This is a genomic window from Crossiella sp. NPDC003009 (genome assembly GCF_053591555.1).
Genome location: NZ_JBSFUA010000073.1, coordinates 13,287 through 30,245, shown reverse-complemented (window position 1 = coordinate 30,245; position 16,959 = coordinate 13,287). Strand labels below are relative to the sequence as shown.

Below are 16,959 nucleotides of genomic sequence, written 5' to 3'. Positions count from 1 at the left end.
CGGCGGTGCTGGCGGGTCCGCTGGCGGCGGGGCTGGAGCGGGCGGTGCCGGCGGCCCGCTGGGCCAGTCCTGGTCGGCGCTGGTCGCGGTCGCGGCCGGAGTGGGCGCGGTGAGCATCGCGCTCGCCGCCCAGCCCACCGAAGCCGCCCAGCCCCGGGTCCAGACCCCCCTCATGTCCCTCCCCACCCCACCGACCGTGATCCCCTCCACCCCGCCGCCCCCGTCAACCACCACCCCACCCACTCCGACTCCGACCACCTCACCCACCACCCCGCTCCCACCCCGGACGCCGACCAGCGCCCCAACCACCACCACCGCGCCTCCCCCGACCACCACCGCGCCTCCCCCCACCACGACCACCACGCCGCCCCCGACCACCACTCCCCCGCCACCGGCCCAGGCCCGGCTGGTCGCCAGCGCTGAAACGAGCCGGACGCATCCCGGTGGCACCGCGCGGTACTCGCTGACCGTGCGCAACCTCGGCACCGCCGCCGCCGAGCCGGTGCGGGTCCGGTTGTCCTTGCCCGAGTGGGTCATCGCGCGGGGCGGCGACGGCACCCGGTGCACGCAGCAGGGCCGGGTGGCCGAGTGCTCGGTCAGCGGAGCGCTCGCCCCGGGCGCCCAGGTGACGGTGCGGATCTCCTTGCACGTCAGCGTGTTCAGCCCCGGGGGCGAGGTGTCCGGGACGGTGTCGGCCGGAGACCTGCGCGCGCCGGTGGCCCCGGTGCGGGTGGGTAGCCGGTTCGGCTTCTGAGCCCGGACCCGAATGGTCTAGACCCATTGACGTCCGTGGCCGGTCGTCCTAACTTCGGTGCAACGTCGGGAACTCCGATCCGCCGCTGGTTCTTCAGTTCCGCCGCGCGCTCCGCCGAGCGCGCGCGAATCCCTGTGAGGGAGAACCATGTCCAGGATCAGCTCCGCCCTCGCCAGGAGCCGCCGGGCGCTCGCCGCCGGCACGGCCCTGTTGCTCCTTCCCCTGCTCGGACTCACCGCCCTCGCCCCCGCGGCCAGCGCCGCCGCCGGGCTCACCGCGAGCTACTCCGGCGCGGACCGGCAGGGCAAGTACGTCATCAGCAACCCCACCGCCGCGGCGATCACCGGCTGGAAGATCGAGTTCGACCTGCCGGCAGGCACCACGGTGAGCAACACCTGGTACGGCAAGACCACGGTGTCCGGCAACCGGGTCACCATCGACCACGAGCACTACAACGCCAGGGTCAACCCGGGCGCGACCACCGAGCCGTACAGCCCGACGTTCCAGCTCACCGGGACCGGCGTGCCCGCGAACTGCCGGATCAACGGCAACAAGTGCGACGGCGCGGCCGACCGCGGCCCGGAGGCCCCGACCGGCCTGCGCGGCACCGGCAAGACCACCAAGACCGTCACCCTGGCCTGGACCGCGTCCGTGGCCGGTGACTTCCCGGTCGCGGGCTACGAGATCACCGGCGGCGCCGGCGTGGTGTCGGTGACCGGGACCTCCGGCACGGTGACCGGGCTGACCCCGAACACCGACTACTCCTTCACCGTCAAGGCCCGCGACACCAGGGGCAACCTCTCCCCGGCCAGCGCGGCGGTCACCGTGCGCACCAACAACCCCGGCGACGACACCCAGCCGCCGACCGTGCCCGGCAACCTCCGCAGCACCGGCAAGACCTCCACCAGCGTCGCATTGGCCTGGAACGCCTCCACCGACAACTCGGGTATCGCGAACTACGACATATATCGTGACGGTGTATATGCCGCGACCGTGACCGGCACATCGTCCACTGTGGACGGTCTGTCGCCGAGCACCGCCTACCGGTTCACCGTGCGGGCAAGGGACAACTACGACAACCAGTCCGCGCTGAGCAACGAGGTCGCGGTGACCACCGACGACCTGGTCGGTCCCGGCAACTACGCCAGGGTCGGCTATTTCGTGCAGTGGGGCATCTACGGCCGCCAGTTCTTCGTGCGCAACCTGGACACCAGCGGCGCCGCGGCCAAGCTGACCCACATCAACTACGCCTTCGCCAACATCGACCCGGTCAAGCTGACCTGTCTGCAGGGCGTCACCAAGGGCACCAGCGCCGACCCGCAGGACCCGAACCAGGGTGACGGGGCAGGCGACGCCGAGGCCGACTACAGCCGTCCGATCGCCGCCGGGCAGTCGGTGGACGGGGTGGCCGACACCGGCTGGGAACCGTTGCGCGGCAACTACAACCAGCTCCGCAAGCTCAAGGCCAAGCACCCGCACCTGAAGGTGTTGATCTCACTCGGCGGCTGGACCTACTCGAAGTACTTCTCCGACGTGGCCGCCACCGACGCGGCCCGCAAGAAGTTCGTCAGCAGCTGCATCGACATCTACATCAGGGGCAACCTGCCCACCTACAACGGCGCGGGCGGCGCCGGCTCGGCCGCCGGCATCTTCGACGGCATCGACCTGGACTGGGAGTGGCCGGGCGCCGAAGGGCACGCGGGCAACCACATCAGCCCCAATGACAAGCGCAACAACACCCTGCTGGTGGCGGAGTTCCGGCGGCAGCTGGACGCGCTGGGCCAGCAGACCAAGAAGCAGTACCAGCTGACCGCCTTCACCCCCGCCGACCCGGCCAAGGTCGACGCGGGCTGGGAGATCTCCGGACCCGACCACGTCTTCAAGTACCTCGACATGGCCAACGTCCAGGGCTACGACTTCCACGGCGCGGGCAGCGACAACTCCTGGGAGCCCAAGCGCACCGGCCACCAGGGCAACCTGTACACCGACACCGAGGACCCGTACAACGTCCACTTCAGCGTGGAGAACGCGGTCAACCACTACCTCAAGGCCGGGGTGAACCCCCGCAAGCTCACCATCGGCTTCGCCTACTACGGCCGCGGCTGGCAGCAGGTGGCCGACGGCGGCAAGAAGGGCGAGTGGCAGGCCGCGAACGGGGCCGCGCCGGGCCAGTTCGCCGAGGAGGCGGGCACCAGGGGCTACAGCAACCTGCTCGCCAGCGTGCCGGGCATGACCATCCACCACGACGAGCAGTCGGTGTCCACCTACGGCTACACCGGCAACAACGGCCAGTGGTGGAGCTTCGACGACGCCTGGTCGATCGGCAAGAAGACGGCCTGGCTGAAGAGCAAGAACCTGTTGGGCGCGATGGTGTGGGAGATGTCCGGGGACACCGGCAACGGAGCCCTCACCACGGCGCTGGACAACGGACTGCGCTGAGCACGGCGGGTGGGGCGGGCTCCGGCTCGCCCCACCGGCTCAGTCGAAACCCTCGAGCGCGGGCAAGGTTTCCACCAGTCTGAGGAACTCGGCCACGGCCTCGCGTTCCCACGCGTCCTGGGTGGTCTCACCCAGCTCCTGTGCCACCTTGACCGCTAACGGCCGATCTCCGGGCGAGTACTTCCACCACGACCGCAACGCCAGTGTCCGCATGTGGAGGTCCGGCTCGTCGCCTTCAGCCGTGGCGATTCCCTTCAAGTAACGAACGGCTGCGCCCGGGTCGATGTCACCCATTCTGAGCAGCTCCCCTGCGGCACGGATCCGGTCGCCGGTCGACCAGCGGTCGTCCTCGATCCGTTGCTGGAGCACGGCCGCGGCCTCCACCCGAAACCGGCCCCCCAGCAGCGTCAGTTCCGCAGTCACAGACCCGGCAGGGTCATCCTGGCCAGTCAGCAGCAACCGCAGCCCCAGCGCCACATCCTCGATGTATCGCTTGCCCATACCTCCAAGCAGCTGGGCCGCCCGTAGCCGGTGCGATGCGCTGATCGAGGTATCGGTGAGTACGGCGATCAGGTCGGCGGCCCGCACCCGCTCGTCCAGGGTGACCGTGTTCGCCGCACCTGCCAGCTGCTTCTCCTGCTCGCCCAACAGCAGCTCGATCTGGTCCAGGCACCGGTTGATGTCGCCCAGCGCCTCCTCCGGCGCGCACACCACCGGCGGCGCGAACCCGGCAGCCAGCTCCGGCGCGATCTCCGCCAGCTCGCTCTGCAAACCCATCAGCCTGCGCCCGAGCACCGCCACCAGCACCGCGGCCCGCTGCTGATCAGCCTCCGCCCGCCCGATCTGCTGCCTGGCCCGCGCGTGCGTCTCCCGAGCGGCCTCCCGGCCCTGCGTGCCGATGAGCCCGAACGCCCGGATCAGCGCCTCGTACAGGTAGGCGACGATCCGCCGCGCCCGCTCCTCCAGCACCCGCGACCCGACCCAGGCCAGCTCGGTCGTGCGGAGCCGGTCGAGCAGTTCCCGGGCCTCGACCGTCACCGTGATGGTGTGCGCCTGCACGGCGATGCCCGACACCGGGCCGACGATGTTGTTCTGCGTCACCGCGCAAGTCTGGCGACGCGCTCCGTCCGCTACTCCCGCGAAACCGGGAGAACTACGCCGCGCGCGCCGGGTCCGCCTGCAGCGGCGGGGGTTCGGCGGGGCTGGTCAGCCGCAGCGCGTACACGCAGCTCACCACGATGAACACCAGCGCCACCAGCACATAGCTGTTGCCGAGCAGGTTCTGCCCGAGCGTCCACTTCAGTTCCTGGTCCTCGCCCTTGGGCAGGTACTGGTGCGGTCCGAAGCCGAAGATCAGCGCCAGGGGCAGGCCGATGGCCAGCAGGCGGACCCTGGCGGCCGCGGTCTGGGCGAACTTCACCGCCAGCAGCACGATCACCGGGCCGATCCACACCCAGTGGTGCGACCAGGACACCGGTGAGGCGAGCAGGCCGGCGGTGGCCACCACCAGCAGCGCGTGCAGGTCGTGGCCGGCGGCGCGCAGCCGGTAGACGGCCAGTGCGGCCACCGCGGCGATCGCCAGCGCCAGGACCAGCCACAGCACCGAGGAGTCCATGCCGATGCGGGAGATCACGCCGCGCACGGACTGGTTGTTGGCGTAGACCGGCGAGCCGATGCGGCCCGGGTCGATCAGCGTGTGGAACCAGTACTGCACCGAGTTGCCCGGCGAGAGCAGAAAGCCGAGGGCGCCGAAGCCGAGGAAGGAGCCGACCGCGACGAACATCGGCCGCCATTGCAGCTTGACCAGGAAGTACAGCAGGAAGGCCAGCGGGGTGAGCTTGATCGCGGCGGCCAGGCCGATCATCATGCCGCGCGGCCACGGGGTCTTCTTCATCAGGCAGTCGGCCGCGATCATCACCATCAGGATCAGGTTGACCTGGCCGAACATCAGCGTCTCGCGGATGGGCTCCAGGACCACGCAGGCCAGGCCGATCACCGAGGCGACGTACCAGGCGGTGCGGGGCTCCAGGCCCAGTCGCCTGCCCACCATCGCGCCGGTGCCGAACAGGGCCAGCAGGCTGAGCACCGCGAACAGCACCGCGCTCACCCAGAACGGCAGCAGGCCCACCGGCGCGAACAGCACCGCGGCCAGCGGCGGGTAGGTGAAGGGCAGCGGGAAGTCCAGGTGGAACGGGCGCGGGAAGCTCGGTTCGTACAGGCCCAGCCCGTTCAGCCAGGTGAGCCCGCCAGCGCGGTAGACCTGCAGGTCGAGGTAGTAGAACGGCTTGCCGATGTTGAACAGCGTGATGAGACCGAACCCCGCGGCCAGCATCAGGGCGACCACGACTGGCAGACGCCAGGCGGGCGCGGCGTTAGACGCTGAAATGTTGACCTTGGAGATGTCCCTCACCCCGAACTTCTGGCGGCGCTGCTACTCCGGGCGAGGGTACCCAACACCGGTTTCACACCCGCGTCATGGTCGCCGTGCTGGCTCGTCACGTAGTTGTGACCGCGGGAACACCGCGGGTCATGGGACCCTGACAAGATGTGTGACTTTCCCACGAGGTGCCGTGTACGGGCCGTAATCCACCCACTCACGGTTGGCCTAGGAAACTAGTTCTCCTCAGCGACGAAAGCGCACGTTTGCGCACACATGAGCTACTCTGTGCGCATGAGCATTGCGTTGGAGGATGTCTTGGCCAGAGCCGGACTGCGGGTCACCGCCACCGAGTTCCTGTCCCTGGTGGAGGACGCCGCACGCAAGCTGGCACCGCCGCACCCGGACCCCGGGGCGTACTTCTCCGCTGATCAGCGCGCCGCGCTGGCCGCGGTCGGGGTCGACCTGAGCCCGAGGGCAGACGGTGAGCGGGACCCCAGGGCGAAGGCGGTGGCCTCCCAGGCGGTGCTGCGCGACTCCGCGATGACCGTGGCCGAAGCGGCCGAACGGGTGGGCGTGGACACCAGCCGGATCCGGCACCGGGTGAGCGCCGGTCGGCTCACCGGGTGGAAGGACCGCGGCGGCTGGCGGCTGCCCGCCTGGCAGTTCACCGACAGCGGGGTGCTGCCCGGTCTGGGTATGGTGCTGGCGAAGGTGCCTGCCGACCAGCCCCAGATGGTGGTCGCGGCGTTCATGACGACCCCCCAGGAGGACCTGCTGCTCGGCGACCGGCCGACCTCCCCCCGCGACTGGCTGCTTGCCGGTGGTGACCCGCGCCGGGTCGCGACGCTGGCCTCGACGCTGGGGACGCCGGCCTGATGGTCCACTGAGACCACCCAGGTAAGCGACTTCACGCGAGACCAGCGAACAGGACACACGACTTGGCCCGGCTTCCTCCGCCGCCGACTCCGGCTGCGCTGCAAGCGTTGCTGCGCCGAACCGAGGACGTCGTCGCCGTACACCGCGCGACCCGTCTGGTGCGCATCTTCGCCGCGGGCGGCACCCACCCACAGCGGTGGAACTCCTTCCGGTACGCCGGACCGCTCCCGCACGCCCGGTTCGACCCGCACCCGGCCACCCTGGACGGCCGCCCGATCGAGACCCACGAGCACGGCGTGCTCTACTTCGGTCTCTCGGTGCGCACCAGCGTCGCCGAGGTCTACCAGGCCACCTCCACGGTGGACCGGCGCACCCGCAGCCCGCACCTGGTGGTGCTGCGCCCGCGCCGCACGCTGCGCCTGCTGGACCTCTCCGGCCTCTGGCCCACCAGGGCAGGCGCCTCGCAGTCGATCAGCACCGGCCCCAAGGACCGCACCCAGGCCTGGGCCAGGGCGATCCGCGCGGCCTACCCGGAGCTGGACGGGCTCTGGTACCGCTCCTCGATGGACACCGGCAACCCGGCGATCTGCCTGTGGGACCCGCCGGGCATGAGCGCGCTGCCGATCGCGCCGGACGTGCTGCTCCCGCTGGACCACCCCGGTCTTGACCTGCCGCTGGCCCGGATCTGCGAGGAGCTCAACTACACCCTGCTCGGCTGAGAGAAGGGCCCCGGCGGGGAAGGCCGGGGCCATCGGGCTGGGAGTCAGGCGGTGCGGGGCAGGTAGCTCGGCAACCTGAGCCGGTAGCGGCAGGTGGGGATCTCCTGCTCCTGGAGGCAGTCGGCGCGGACCGCGCCGTCGGGGCGCCAGCCGTGCGCCCGGTAGAAGTTGCGGGCCAGCATGTTGGCCTGGAACACCCACAGCTCGGCGTGGGTGTGGCCGAGCGCGGCGAGGTGCCGCAGCCCGGCGTGGTGCACGGCGCGGCCTGCGCCGGTGCCCCACAGTTTCGGATCGCCGTAGTGGGCGACCAGCTCTCCTGTCGCGTCCTCGTTCTCCCGGACCGCGCAGTACGCGCCGATCCGGCCGGTCCGGTCCTCGGCGACGAACACCGTGTCCGCTCCTGGCCTGCTCAGCCAGGTTTCCCAGCCGGGGGCTCGGCGCTGCGGGCTCATCTGGTCGAGCAGCTCGTCAGCGACGATGCCTCGATAGGCGTACTGCCAGCTCAGCACGTTGATACGGGCGATCTCCGCCGCATCCGCCGGTTCTGCCTGGCGCACCGTCCATGTCATGACAAGAGCCTGCGGGACGGCACCGGCTCCAGGCCAGGCATTTTCCCGCTCTCGCGCCGCAAGTGCACGGTGACCAGCACCAACGCACCCACGAAGATCAGCACGAACACGTTGCGGGTGAGCACCTGCAGCGGACCGGAGTCCCAGGAGAACAGGCCCTTGCCCGGTTCCCGCGAGGACCCGAACGGCGTCCACTGGGTGAACCAGCAGAAGGCCAGCAGGTACCCGCCTGCCAGCAGCGGCAGGCCGAGGGCGCGCTCCCCGGTCAGCACCAGGTTGAGCGCGAAGACCAGCAGCGGCACGAACCACACCCAGTGGTGCTCCCAGGAGAACGGGGACACCGCGCAGCCGGTCAGCCCGACCACCGTCCAGCTCAGCAGCGTCTCCCCGCGCCGGTGCGCCTGCCAGGCGACCGCGAACCCGGCGATCCCGGCCAGCCCCGCGACCAGCAGCCACGGCCAGCTCGCCGACTGGTTGCTGCCCGCGAAACGGGCCAGCATGCCGGCCAGGGACTGGTTGCTGCTGGAGGCCAGGTCGCCGATCCGGTTGGCGTTGAAGAAGGTGCTCGTCCAGTACTGCCAGGCGTCGGAGGGCACCACCAGGAAGCCGAGCGCGACCGTGCCGAGGAAGGTCAGCACCGCGGTGCCCGCGGCCCGGAACCGGCCGGTGACCAGCAGGAAGGCGATGAAGATCACCGGGGTGAGCTTGAACCCGGCGGCCAGCCCGATGCCCATGCCCTGCCAGCGGGAGCCCGCGCGCACCGAGCGGGCGTCCCAGAGCACCAGCAGCATCAGCAGCAGGTTCACCTGGCCCAGCGCCACGGTCAGCCACACCGGTTCCAGCCACAGCGCGAACCCGGCCACCAGCACTGACACCAGCCACGCGGTCCGGTCGGCCCGGTAGCCCAGCAGCAGCCAGCACTGCCGCACCACCAGGACCAGCAGCGCGAAGTGCGCGAGCAGGGTGAGCACCACCAGCGGGATGATCGGCAGCACGGTCAGCGGCACGAACACCAGCGCCGAGATCGGCGGGTAGGTGAACAGGTTCTGGTAGGTCACCGGCCCCTGGTAGAGCGCCCTGCCCTCCCAGACGGCCAGGCCGCCGGCGCGGTAGATGTTCATGTCCACCCCGACCGGCGCGGCCTTGGGCCAGAGCAGGAACATCGCCCCGTGCAGCAGCACCGCGCCGACCAGGGCGAGGGCGGCCCAGCGGCCCAGGTGCGGGATCCGGCCGATCGAGCGTTCGGACAAGCTGGTCACGGCGGATCACCCTAGAGGAGGTGGCGGGACCACCACTCCAGGACCGCGTCGAAGCGCTGCACCCGGTGCTTCGGCCGCCCGCTCCTGGTCAGCTCGTGCCCCTCACCGGGGAAGAGCAGCAGTTCCGAGGGGGTGCCGTTGCGTTGCAGGGCCACGAACATGCGCTGGGCCTGCTCCACCGGGCAGCGCCAGTCCTGTTCGGAGTGCGCGATCAGGAACGGGATGGTGATCTTGTCCGCGTGCGTGAGCGGGCTCTGCCTGCGCCGGGTCTCCTCGTCCTTGCCGTAGGCGTCGGCGAACCACCAGCCGATGTCGGAGGAGCCGACGAAGGAGTCCCAGGCGTTGAGCGCGCGCTCGCTCCAGGCCGCGCGGAAGCGCTCGCCGTGGTGCGCGGCCAGCCAGCCGGTCATGAAGCCGCCGTAGGAGCCGCCCATCACGCCCACCCGGTCCGCGTCCAGCTCCGGCGACTCCAGGGCCGCGTCCAGCAGCGCGAGCAGGTCACCGGTGTCCTCGGCCACGCCAAGACCGGTGCCGGCCACCACCGCCCCGTGCGCCTCGCCGTAGCTGGCCGAGCCGCGCGGGTTGCCCAGCACCACCGCGTACCCGGCGCCGGCGTAGACCTGGGCCTCGTCGAAGAAGCCCCAGCTGTAGAAGCGGAACGGGCCACCGTGGATGGACAGCAGCACCGGGTGCGGGCCCTCACCCTCGGGCAGCATGACCCAGCCGTGCACCGGGTAGCCGTCCGGCGCGGTGGTCTCGATCTCCCGCCAGCCACGCAGCCCCTTGGCCCGTAGGTCGGCGTTGAAGTCGGTCAGCGTCACCGGGTTCTCGCCCAGCAGCACCACCTCGCCGGGGTTGTCCACAGTGGACACCACCGCGACGGCGCGCCCGCCGTGCGCGGTGAAGCCGAGCACCGCGGCCCGCTCCCCCGCCAGCAGCGGCAGCTCGGTCAGCGGCGCCTCCTTGGCACCCGAGGGCACCAGGCGGACCTGCACCGCGCCCCGGTGCGCCACCGCGACCAGCACGCCACCCTCGACCACCACGGGCGGACCGGGCGCCCGCTCAACCGCGACCGACTCCGCCTCGGTCAACCGTAGCGGATGCTCCGGTTCGCCGTCCAGTCGCAGCGGGGCCGACCACAGGCCCGGGTTGACCGCGACCCAGCGGCCTGGCCGGAAGTGCTCGCCGAGGAAGTACACGGTGTCCCCGTCGGCCACCGGGTACTCCGCCGAGCCCTCGGTGCGCACCACCAGCACCGGCTCGCCACCGGCCACCGGGACCGCGTAGACGTCGGTGTGGAAGGTGGGTCCCTCCGCGCCGAGCGCGCGGTGGGCGGTGAACAGCACGTGCCGCCCGTCCGGGGTGAAGCTGACGTCGGCGGCGTCCACGGTCAGCTCGGTGAGCCGCCGCGGCGGGGTGGTCGCGCCATCAGGTCCCGGCAGGCCGACCACGTGCACCTGAGCCGGACGGTCGCCGAGGAAGCCGATGCCGTCGAAGCGGTAGGTCAGGCTGGTGATCCGGCGCGGCGGCTCGGCCTCGGGCCCGACGCCCTTGGCGGTGCCGTAGCGGCCCGGCTCGGGCACCCTGGCGGTGAAGGCCAGCGAGCCGGAGTCCGGCGCCCACGCGGGCGCCCCGGCGCCCAGCGGCAGCTCGGTGAGCCGGACCGGCTCGCCACCGGCGGTGGGCATGACGTAGAGCTGCGGCCTGGCCTCGGTGCCGGAGTCACCGGCCACCCGCAGGAAGGCCAGCCAGGCGCCATCCGGGGAGATCCTCGGCTGGGTGTCGGCGAGCCCGGTGCTGATCCGCCTCGGCGTGCCGCCGGCCAGCGGCACCCGCCACAGCCCGCCCCGGTAGGCGTCGGCGGCGACGTCGGCACTGGAGACCGCCACCACCAGGTGGTCACCGTGCAGGGCGGGGATACCGGGAACTCGCAGAAAAGGAAGATCCTCCGGGCGCATGCGGGCCAAGCTACCCGCCCGGAGGACCTTCCCACGAGCCTTTCAGTTCGCCGTCACTTGGCGGCGGTCGCCTCGTCCTTCTTGGCGTCGTTGCGGGTCTTGAGCAGGCTGGCCACGGTGGTGATGATCAGCACGCCGATGATGAACGGCAGCGAGACCTCGATGCCGATGTGCGGGGCCCACTCGATCGGCTTGCCGCCGTTGAGGAACGGCAGGTTGTTGGAGGCCAGCGCCTCGAACACCAGCTTGAAGCCGATGAAACCGAGGATGACCGCCAGGCCGATGTGCAGGTACACCAGGCGGTTGAGCAGGCCGCCGATGAGGAAGTACAGCTGCCGCAGGCCCATCAGCGCGAAGGCGTTGGCGGTGAAGACCAGGTAGGGCTCCTTGGTCAGCGCGAAGATCGCCGGGATCGAGTCGACCGCGAAGAGCAGGTCGGTCAGGCCGATCGCCAGCATCACGATGAACATCGGGGTGACCCAGCGCTTGCCGTCGATCTTCACGAAGGACTTGGCGCCCTGGTAGTCCTTGGTCACCGGCAGCACCTTGCGGGCGTAGCCGACGAGCTTGGGCTCCTTGAACTCCTCCTCGTTGCCCTCGCCCTGCCGCGCCTGCTTGTAGGCCACGAAGAGCAGGAAGCCACCGAAGATGTAGAAGATCCAGCTGAACTGCTCGATCAGCGCCGCGCCTGCCGCGATGAACGCGCCGCGCATGACCAGTGCCAACAGGATGCCGATGAGCAGCACCTTGTGCTGGTGGATCGAGGGGACCGCGAACGTGCTCATGATGATCACGAACACGAACAGGTTGTCGATACTCAACGAGTATTCGGTGATGTAGCCGGCAAAGAACTCCCCGGCGTACTGGGACCCGGAGAAATACCAGAGCCCTAGTCCGAAGACGATCGCGGCGGCCACGTAGAAGATGACCCAGCGGGAGGCCTCCCCGACCGTCACCTCGTGCGGTTTGCGGTCGACGATCACGAGGTCGATCGCGATCAGGGCCAGTAGTCCGACCACAGTCGCGATCCACAGCCAAGCGGGGACGAGCACAGTTCACCTCCGGTTCATGGGCACACGCCACCAGACACACGCCACTGACCGGAGGTCTCTTCCACCGGACCAGAGGCCGGTCGACGGCACCGGGACGTCACTGGGGACGGCCGTGATGACGATGTCGCCGCGAAGGAATACTCCCCTCCAAGCGGTGTAACGTTCTCATGTGGACCCTGAAGTCCACCAGTAGGGGTGATCCGGGGCACTGTTGAAGGCCTCCTTGGGGTGAAAAGATCTCCCCCATGGTGCTGGAGATCACCGAGCTCCTGCTCCGTCCGGGCGCAGAGGAGCGGTTCACCGCGTTCGCCGAGGTCACGGTGCGGCGACTGCTCACCGAACCCGGCTGCCTCTCGGCCAGGCTGACCAGGGGCCTGGAGAACCCGAGCCGGTTCGTGCTGCTGGTCGAGTGGGAGACGATCACCCGTTCGGCAGCGCCCGCCCGGCAGTGGCCACCGGAGCTGACCCCGCTGTTCGCCGCCCCGCCGCTGATCGAGCTGTTCGACCCGGCGGGTGCGCCGTGATCCTGACCATCACCGAGCTGCTGGTCGTGCCGGGCGCGGAGGCGGAGTTCCTGATCGCGGTGGACAAGGCGCTGCCCGAGCTGCTCGGCGCCGCGGGCTGCCACTCCGCCCGGCTGGTCCGCTGCACCTCCGCGCCGGAGCGGTTCGTGCTGCTCTCGGAGTGGGCCACGCTGGAGGCGCACACCGAGGACTTCTACCGCTCGGAGGCGTTCCTGCGCTGGCGGGACGCGGTCAGCGAGCACCTGCGCGAGCCGCCCAGGGTGGAGCACGCCGAGGACCTCACCGGACTGATCACCCGGTGATCGACATCTCACCCGCGCCGCACCCACAGAATTGGGGTTTCCCCCTGCACACCGGATCTATACCGATTCGGCTGGGCCACACACTCCCCTGACCAACGTTGGCATAACTTGGCGTTGTGCCCCGGCCCTCCCGTGCCCGCAGGACATGGTCCCTGCTCGCTGTCGTCGCCCTGCTGCTGATCGCGGCCGGCGGCTTCTGGTGGTCCCAGCGTGACGAGGTCAAGCCCGCCGTCAGCCAGCGCGAGCTACGCCTGGACGTGGTGGACGGACCGCGCAAGGACGAGCCCGTCCAGCTCGACGCCACCCTGTACCTGCCGGAGCGGACGCCGGCCCCCGCGGTGATCGTCGCGCACGGCTTCGGCGGCAACAAGAACAGCGTCGCCCAGGAGTCCCGCGAGCTGGCCGAGCGCGGGTTCGTCGCGCTGGCCTACTCCGCGCGCGGCTTCGGCGCCTCCACCGGGCAGATCGCGCTCAACGCGCCGGAGTACGAGGTCGAGGACGCCAAGCAGCTCGTCGACTGGCTGTCCCGGCAGCCGGAGGTGACCAAGGACGGCGACAACGACCCCAAGGTCGGCGTCACCGGCGGCTCCTACGGCGGCGCGCTCGCGCTGATGCTGGCCGGGTACGACCGCAGGGTGGACGCGATCGCGCCGGTGATCACCTGGAACGACCTGGGCCAGGCGCTGCTGCCCAACGCCGGGACCACCCAGCCGCTGGCCGCCGGCACTCCCGCGGCCGGTGCGTTCGGCACCGACGGGGTGTTCAAGCGGACCTGGGCCGGACTGTTCTTCTCCGCCGGGCTCGGCCCGGCCTCGGTGGCCGGTGGCGAACCGCGCGGCGAGGCCCCCGAACCCGGCAGCAGCACCACCAGCCAGCCCGAACCGCTGCCCGGCGCCGGTGACGCGGGCCAGGGCCAGGACCGTGGTCAGGGCATGGGCCAGCCCGGCGAGGGCCAGCCGCGCGGACAGGAGCTGACCTGCGGCCGGTTCCGGCCCGAGGTGTGCGCGGCCTACCGCGAGGCGGCCACCACCGGCCGCGCCTCCCAGGCCACCGTGGACCTGCTGCACCGGTCCTCCCCGGCCAGCGTGACCAACCGGATCACGGTGCCCTCGATGATCGTCCAAGGCGAGGCGGACACCCTCTTCGGTCTGGACCAGTCCGACGCCAACGCCCGCCAGATCGCCGCGGCCGGCGGCAAGGTCAAGACGGTCTGGTACGCCGGTGGCCACGACGGCGGCGCGCCGGGACCGGCGCTGCGCGCGGAGATCGGCCAGTGGTTCGACTTCCACCTGGCCGGCCGCGGCGCCGACCCCGGCACCGAGTTCGAGTACGCGGTGCAGGGCTCGTTCCGGCGCACCGGCGCACCGGCGGTGCGCACCGTCTCGGTGGCGAACTACCCCGGCCTCGCCGGGCCGGACAACGCGCCGGTGCAGCAGCAGAAGATCGCCCTGACCGGCCCGGAGCAGCCGGTGCTCAACCCGGCAGGCGGCAACCCGGCGGCGCTGAGCGCGGTGCCCGGCCTGAGCGGCCGGGTCGGCGGCGGCAGCGGCGGCAGCGCCATCGCCACCAACCTCGCGGTGGACATCCCCGGCCAGTTCGCCGCCTTCGGCTCCGAGCCGGTGGCCGAGCAGGTGCTGATCGCGGGCGCGCCGCAGGTGCGGCTGAAGGTCAGCGGGGTGCCCGGCCAGCCGAACCCCGGCGAGGCGGTGCTGTTCGTCAAGCTTTACGAGGTCGCCAAGGAAGGCCAGCGGACCCTGGCCGGTGGCGCGGTCGCGCCGGTCCGGGTGAAGGACCTGCCGCAGGACGGCAGCCCGGTCGAGGTCACCGTGACCCTGCCCGGCGTGGTCCGCCCGGTGGCCGAGGGCAACCGGCTGATGGTGGTCGCCGCGACCACCGACCAGTCCTACGCGCCCAGCGTGGACCCCGCTGTGTACCGGGTCGGCCTGGCCGGGGACAACGCCCTGGCGGTGCCGCTGGTGCCCGGCCAGCGCTCGGCCGGAGTCGTCCCGTGGGGCACGCTGGCCGGGATCGGCGGGGTGCTGGCGGTCGCGCTGATCGCCTCGATGGTGGCCGCGATCCGCCGCCGCCGGGCCGACGACGTGGACGAGGAGCTGCTGGAGACCCCGCTGGTCATCCGCGACCTCACCAAGTCCTACCCCGGCAAGCTCACCGCGGTCGACGGGCTGTCCTTCACGGTCGAGCGTGGTCAGGTGCTGGGCCTGCTCGGTCCCAACGGGGCGGGCAAGACCACCACGCTGCGCATGCTGATGGGCCTGGTGCAGCCCACCGAGGGCGAGATCAGGGTGTTCGGGCACCTGGTGCACTCCGGCGCGCCGGTGCTGTCCCGGACCGGCTCGTTCGTGGAGGGCTCCGGCTTCCTGCCGCACCTGTCCGGCACCGCGAACCTGCACCTGTACTGGGCCGCCACCGGCCGCCCGGTGGCTGAGGCCAGGTTCGCCGAGGCGCTGGAGATCGCCGGGCTGGGCACCGCGGTGCGCCGCAAGGTCGGCACCTACAGCCAGGGCATGCGGCAGCGGCTGGCCATCGCCCAGGCCATGCTCGGCCTGCCGGACCTGCTGGTGCTCGACGAACCGGCCAACGGGCTGGACCCGCCGCAGATCCACCACATGCGCGACGTGCTGCGCCGCTACGCCGAGACCGGCCGCACCGTGGTCGTCTCCAGCCACCTGCTCGCCGAGGTGGAGCAGACCTGCAGCCACGTGGTGGTCATGCACCGCGGACGGCTGGTCGCCGAGGGCGAGGTGGCCGAGATCGTGGCCGGTGGCGGCGAGGTCAGCTTCCGGGTGGACAACCCCTCCGACGCGGTGATCGCGCTCAAGGCGGTCGACGGCGTCGGCGAGGTCAGCGCCGAGGGCAGCACGGTGCACGCCGACCTGGGCGCGCTGCCGCGCTCGGTGGCGGTGAACGCGCTGGTGCACGCCGGGGTCGCGGTTGAGCAGGTGGGGCCGCGCCGACGGCTGGAGGACGCGTTCCTCCAGCTGGTGGGAGAGGAGACCGTGCAGTGAGCGAGGAAACGGCTGTGACGCACCCGCTGACCGACCGCAAGGTCGCCGCGGACGGTTCCATCGAGGGCTACCGGGCCTCGCGCACGCTGCCGATCAGGGTGGAGCTGGCCCGCCAGCTGCGCCGCCGCCGCACCCAGGTCACCCTGGCGCTGCTGGCGGTGCTGCCGGTGGTGCTGCTGCTGGCCTTCGAGCTGGGCGCCAGCCAGAACGCCCGCCGCTCCGGTGGCCTGGTCGACCTGGCCACCGCCAGTGGGCAGAACTTCGTCACCTTCGCGCTGTTCGCCTCCTCCAGCTTCCTGCTGGTGGTCGTGGTCGCGCTGTTCTTCGGCGACACCGTGGCCAGCGAGGCGTCCTGGTCCAGCCTGAAGTACCTGCTGGCCATCCCGGTGCCGCGCGGGCGGCTGCTGCGGCAGAAGGCGATCGTCTCCGGCATGCTGGCCATCGCCGGGCTGATCGTGCTGCCCGGCATGGCCCTGATCGTCGGGCTGATCTTCTACGGCGGCGGCGACATGGTCACGCCCACCGGCGAGTCGGTGCCGCTGGCCGACGGGCTCAGCGCGCTCGGGCTGGCCATGCTGTACCTGATGATCCACCTGTTCTGGGTGGCCGGGCTGGCGCTGTACCTGTCGGTGTCCACCGACGCGCCGCTGTCCGCGGTGGGCGGGGCCGCGCTGGTCTCCATCGTCTCGCAGATCCTGGACCAGATCACCGACCTGGGCAGCCTGCGCAACTACCTGCCCACGCACTACTCCTTCGCCTGGGCCGACCTGCTCAGCACCGACATCGACTGGACCGGCATGGCCAGCGGAGTGTTGTCCGCGCTGGTCTACGGCACGGTGTTCTTGATGCTGGCGGCCCGCCGGTTCGCCACCAAGGACATCACCAGCTGAGCGGGGCCGGCGCGGCGCCGGGCAGACCGAAACGGCGTGCGGAGGCCCCTCCGCACGCCGTTCGCGTCACAGCCCAGCATTGGAGATCTTGTGCAACACCCCCTGTTGCAGCGCCTGCGCGCCTAGGCTGGTCCGGATGAGGCGGTGACCCCCAGTCAGGATTCGCGACCTGCCGAGGGCCACCCGTCCTCCCCAGAACGGTCCGGCTGGC

Annotated in this window: 13 protein-coding genes and 1 pseudogene; 8 read left to right on the top strand and 6 right to left on the bottom strand. The window is 71.1% G+C overall.

Features of this window, described 5'->3' with window-relative positions:
- A pseudogene (locus tag ACWDY5_RS39330) lies at positions 1-754 on the top strand (hypothetical protein); the annotation flags it as partial.
- Positions 755-901: 147 nt separating this feature from the next.
- Positions 902-3,193: a glycosyl hydrolase family 18 protein gene (locus ACWDY5_RS39325; RefSeq protein ID WP_449727218.1), complete on the top strand. Its 2,292-nt coding sequence runs from the start codon at positions 902-904 to the stop codon at positions 3,191-3,193.
- 39 nt (positions 3,194-3,232) lie between these two features.
- Here ACWDY5_RS39325 and ACWDY5_RS39320 read toward each other — a convergent pair whose 3' ends face one another.
- Positions 3,233-4,294, bottom strand: a complete 1,062-nt coding sequence (locus tag ACWDY5_RS39320; RefSeq protein WP_449727217.1) for a hypothetical protein — start codon at positions 4,292-4,294, stop codon at positions 3,233-3,235.
- 52 nt (positions 4,295-4,346) lie between these two features.
- Positions 4,347-5,537: a glycosyltransferase 87 family protein gene (locus ACWDY5_RS39315; RefSeq protein WP_449727216.1), complete on the bottom strand. Its 1,191-nt coding sequence runs from the start codon at positions 5,535-5,537 to the stop codon at positions 4,347-4,349.
- A 327-nt stretch (positions 5,538-5,864) separates the two neighbouring features.
- Here ACWDY5_RS39315 and ACWDY5_RS39310 point away from each other — a divergent pair, with 327 nt between their 5' ends.
- Both ACWDY5_RS39310 and ACWDY5_RS39305 read left to right on the top strand, forming a co-directional pair.
- Positions 5,865-6,449 (top strand): MerR family transcriptional regulator, encoded by a 585-nt coding sequence (locus ACWDY5_RS39310; RefSeq protein WP_185007607.1) that lies wholly within the window; start codon positions 5,865-5,867, stop codon positions 6,447-6,449.
- A 62-nt stretch (positions 6,450-6,511) separates the two neighbouring features.
- Positions 6,512-7,168, top strand: a complete 657-nt coding sequence (locus tag ACWDY5_RS39305) for an RES family NAD+ phosphorylase (RefSeq protein ID WP_185007609.1) — start codon at positions 6,512-6,514, stop codon at positions 7,166-7,168.
- Between the two features lie 44 nt (positions 7,169-7,212).
- On the opposite strand, the gene ACWDY5_RS39300 is transcribed toward ACWDY5_RS39305, so the two are convergent.
- The 4 genes from ACWDY5_RS39300 to ACWDY5_RS39285 are packed head-to-tail and all read right to left on the bottom strand — an operon-like array spanning position 7,213 to position 12,006.
- The gene (locus tag ACWDY5_RS39300; protein ID WP_449727215.1) at positions 7,213-7,737 is read right to left on the bottom strand and encodes an N-acetyltransferase family protein; all 525 of its coding nucleotides are present in this window, start codon (positions 7,735-7,737) and stop codon (positions 7,213-7,215) included.
- Positions 7,734-8,996: a glycosyltransferase 87 family protein gene (locus ACWDY5_RS39295; protein ID WP_449727214.1), complete on the bottom strand. Its 1,263-nt coding sequence runs from the start codon at positions 8,994-8,996 to the stop codon at positions 7,734-7,736. Before ACWDY5_RS39295 ends, ACWDY5_RS39300 begins: the two co-directional genes overlap by 4 nt.
- 11 nt (positions 8,997-9,007) lie before the next feature.
- The gene (locus ACWDY5_RS39290; RefSeq protein ID WP_449727213.1) at positions 9,008-10,954 is read right to left on the bottom strand and encodes an alpha/beta fold hydrolase; all 1,947 of its coding nucleotides are present in this window, start codon (positions 10,952-10,954) and stop codon (positions 9,008-9,010) included.
- 53 nt (positions 10,955-11,007) lie between these two features.
- On the bottom strand, positions 11,008-12,006 hold the full coding sequence (locus ACWDY5_RS39285) for a TerC family protein (RefSeq protein ID WP_449727212.1): 999 nt from the start codon (positions 12,004-12,006) through the stop codon (positions 11,008-11,010).
- Between the two features lie 245 nt (positions 12,007-12,251).
- On the opposite strand from ACWDY5_RS39285, the gene ACWDY5_RS39280 reads away from it, so the two are divergent.
- The 4 genes from ACWDY5_RS39280 to ACWDY5_RS39265 all read left to right on the top strand — a co-directional run bounded on the left by ACWDY5_RS39280 (position 12,252) and on the right by ACWDY5_RS39265 (position 16,748).
- Positions 12,252-12,530, top strand: a complete 279-nt coding sequence (locus tag ACWDY5_RS39280; RefSeq protein ID WP_449727211.1) for an antibiotic biosynthesis monooxygenase family protein — start codon at positions 12,252-12,254, stop codon at positions 12,528-12,530.
- Complete coding sequence (locus ACWDY5_RS39275) at positions 12,527-12,832, top strand: antibiotic biosynthesis monooxygenase family protein (RefSeq protein WP_449727210.1); 306 nt, start codon at positions 12,527-12,529, stop codon at positions 12,830-12,832. The genes ACWDY5_RS39280 and ACWDY5_RS39275 overlap by 4 nt, the downstream gene beginning before the upstream one ends.
- 116 nt (positions 12,833-12,948) lie before the next feature.
- On the top strand, positions 12,949-15,858 hold the full coding sequence (locus ACWDY5_RS39270; RefSeq protein ID WP_449727209.1) for an alpha/beta fold hydrolase: 2,910 nt from the start codon (positions 12,949-12,951) through the stop codon (positions 15,856-15,858).
- Positions 15,855-16,748: an ABC transporter permease gene (locus ACWDY5_RS39265; protein ID WP_449727208.1), complete on the top strand. Its 894-nt coding sequence runs from the start codon at positions 15,855-15,857 to the stop codon at positions 16,746-16,748. Before ACWDY5_RS39270 ends, ACWDY5_RS39265 begins: the two co-directional genes overlap by 4 nt.
- Positions 16,749-16,959: the final 211 nt, after the last annotated feature.

Coding starts and splice junctions, on each gene's coding strand:
- ACWDY5_RS39325 (WP_449727218.1), top strand. CDS start 902: ATGTCCAGGATCAGCTCCGCCCTCGCCAGGAGCCGCCGGGCGCTCGCC.
- ACWDY5_RS39310 (WP_185007607.1), top strand. CDS start 5,865: ATGAGCATTGCGTTGGAGGATGTCTTGGCCAGAGCCGGACTGCGGGTC.
- ACWDY5_RS39300 (WP_449727215.1), bottom strand. CDS start 7,737: ATGACATGGACGGTGCGCCAGGCAGAACCGGCGGATGCGGCGGAGATC.
- ACWDY5_RS39290 (WP_449727213.1), bottom strand. CDS start 10,954: ATGCGCCCGGAGGATCTTCCTTTTCTGCGAGTTCCCGGTATCCCCGCC.
- ACWDY5_RS39280 (WP_449727211.1), top strand. CDS start 12,252: ATGGTGCTGGAGATCACCGAGCTCCTGCTCCGTCCGGGCGCAGAGGAG.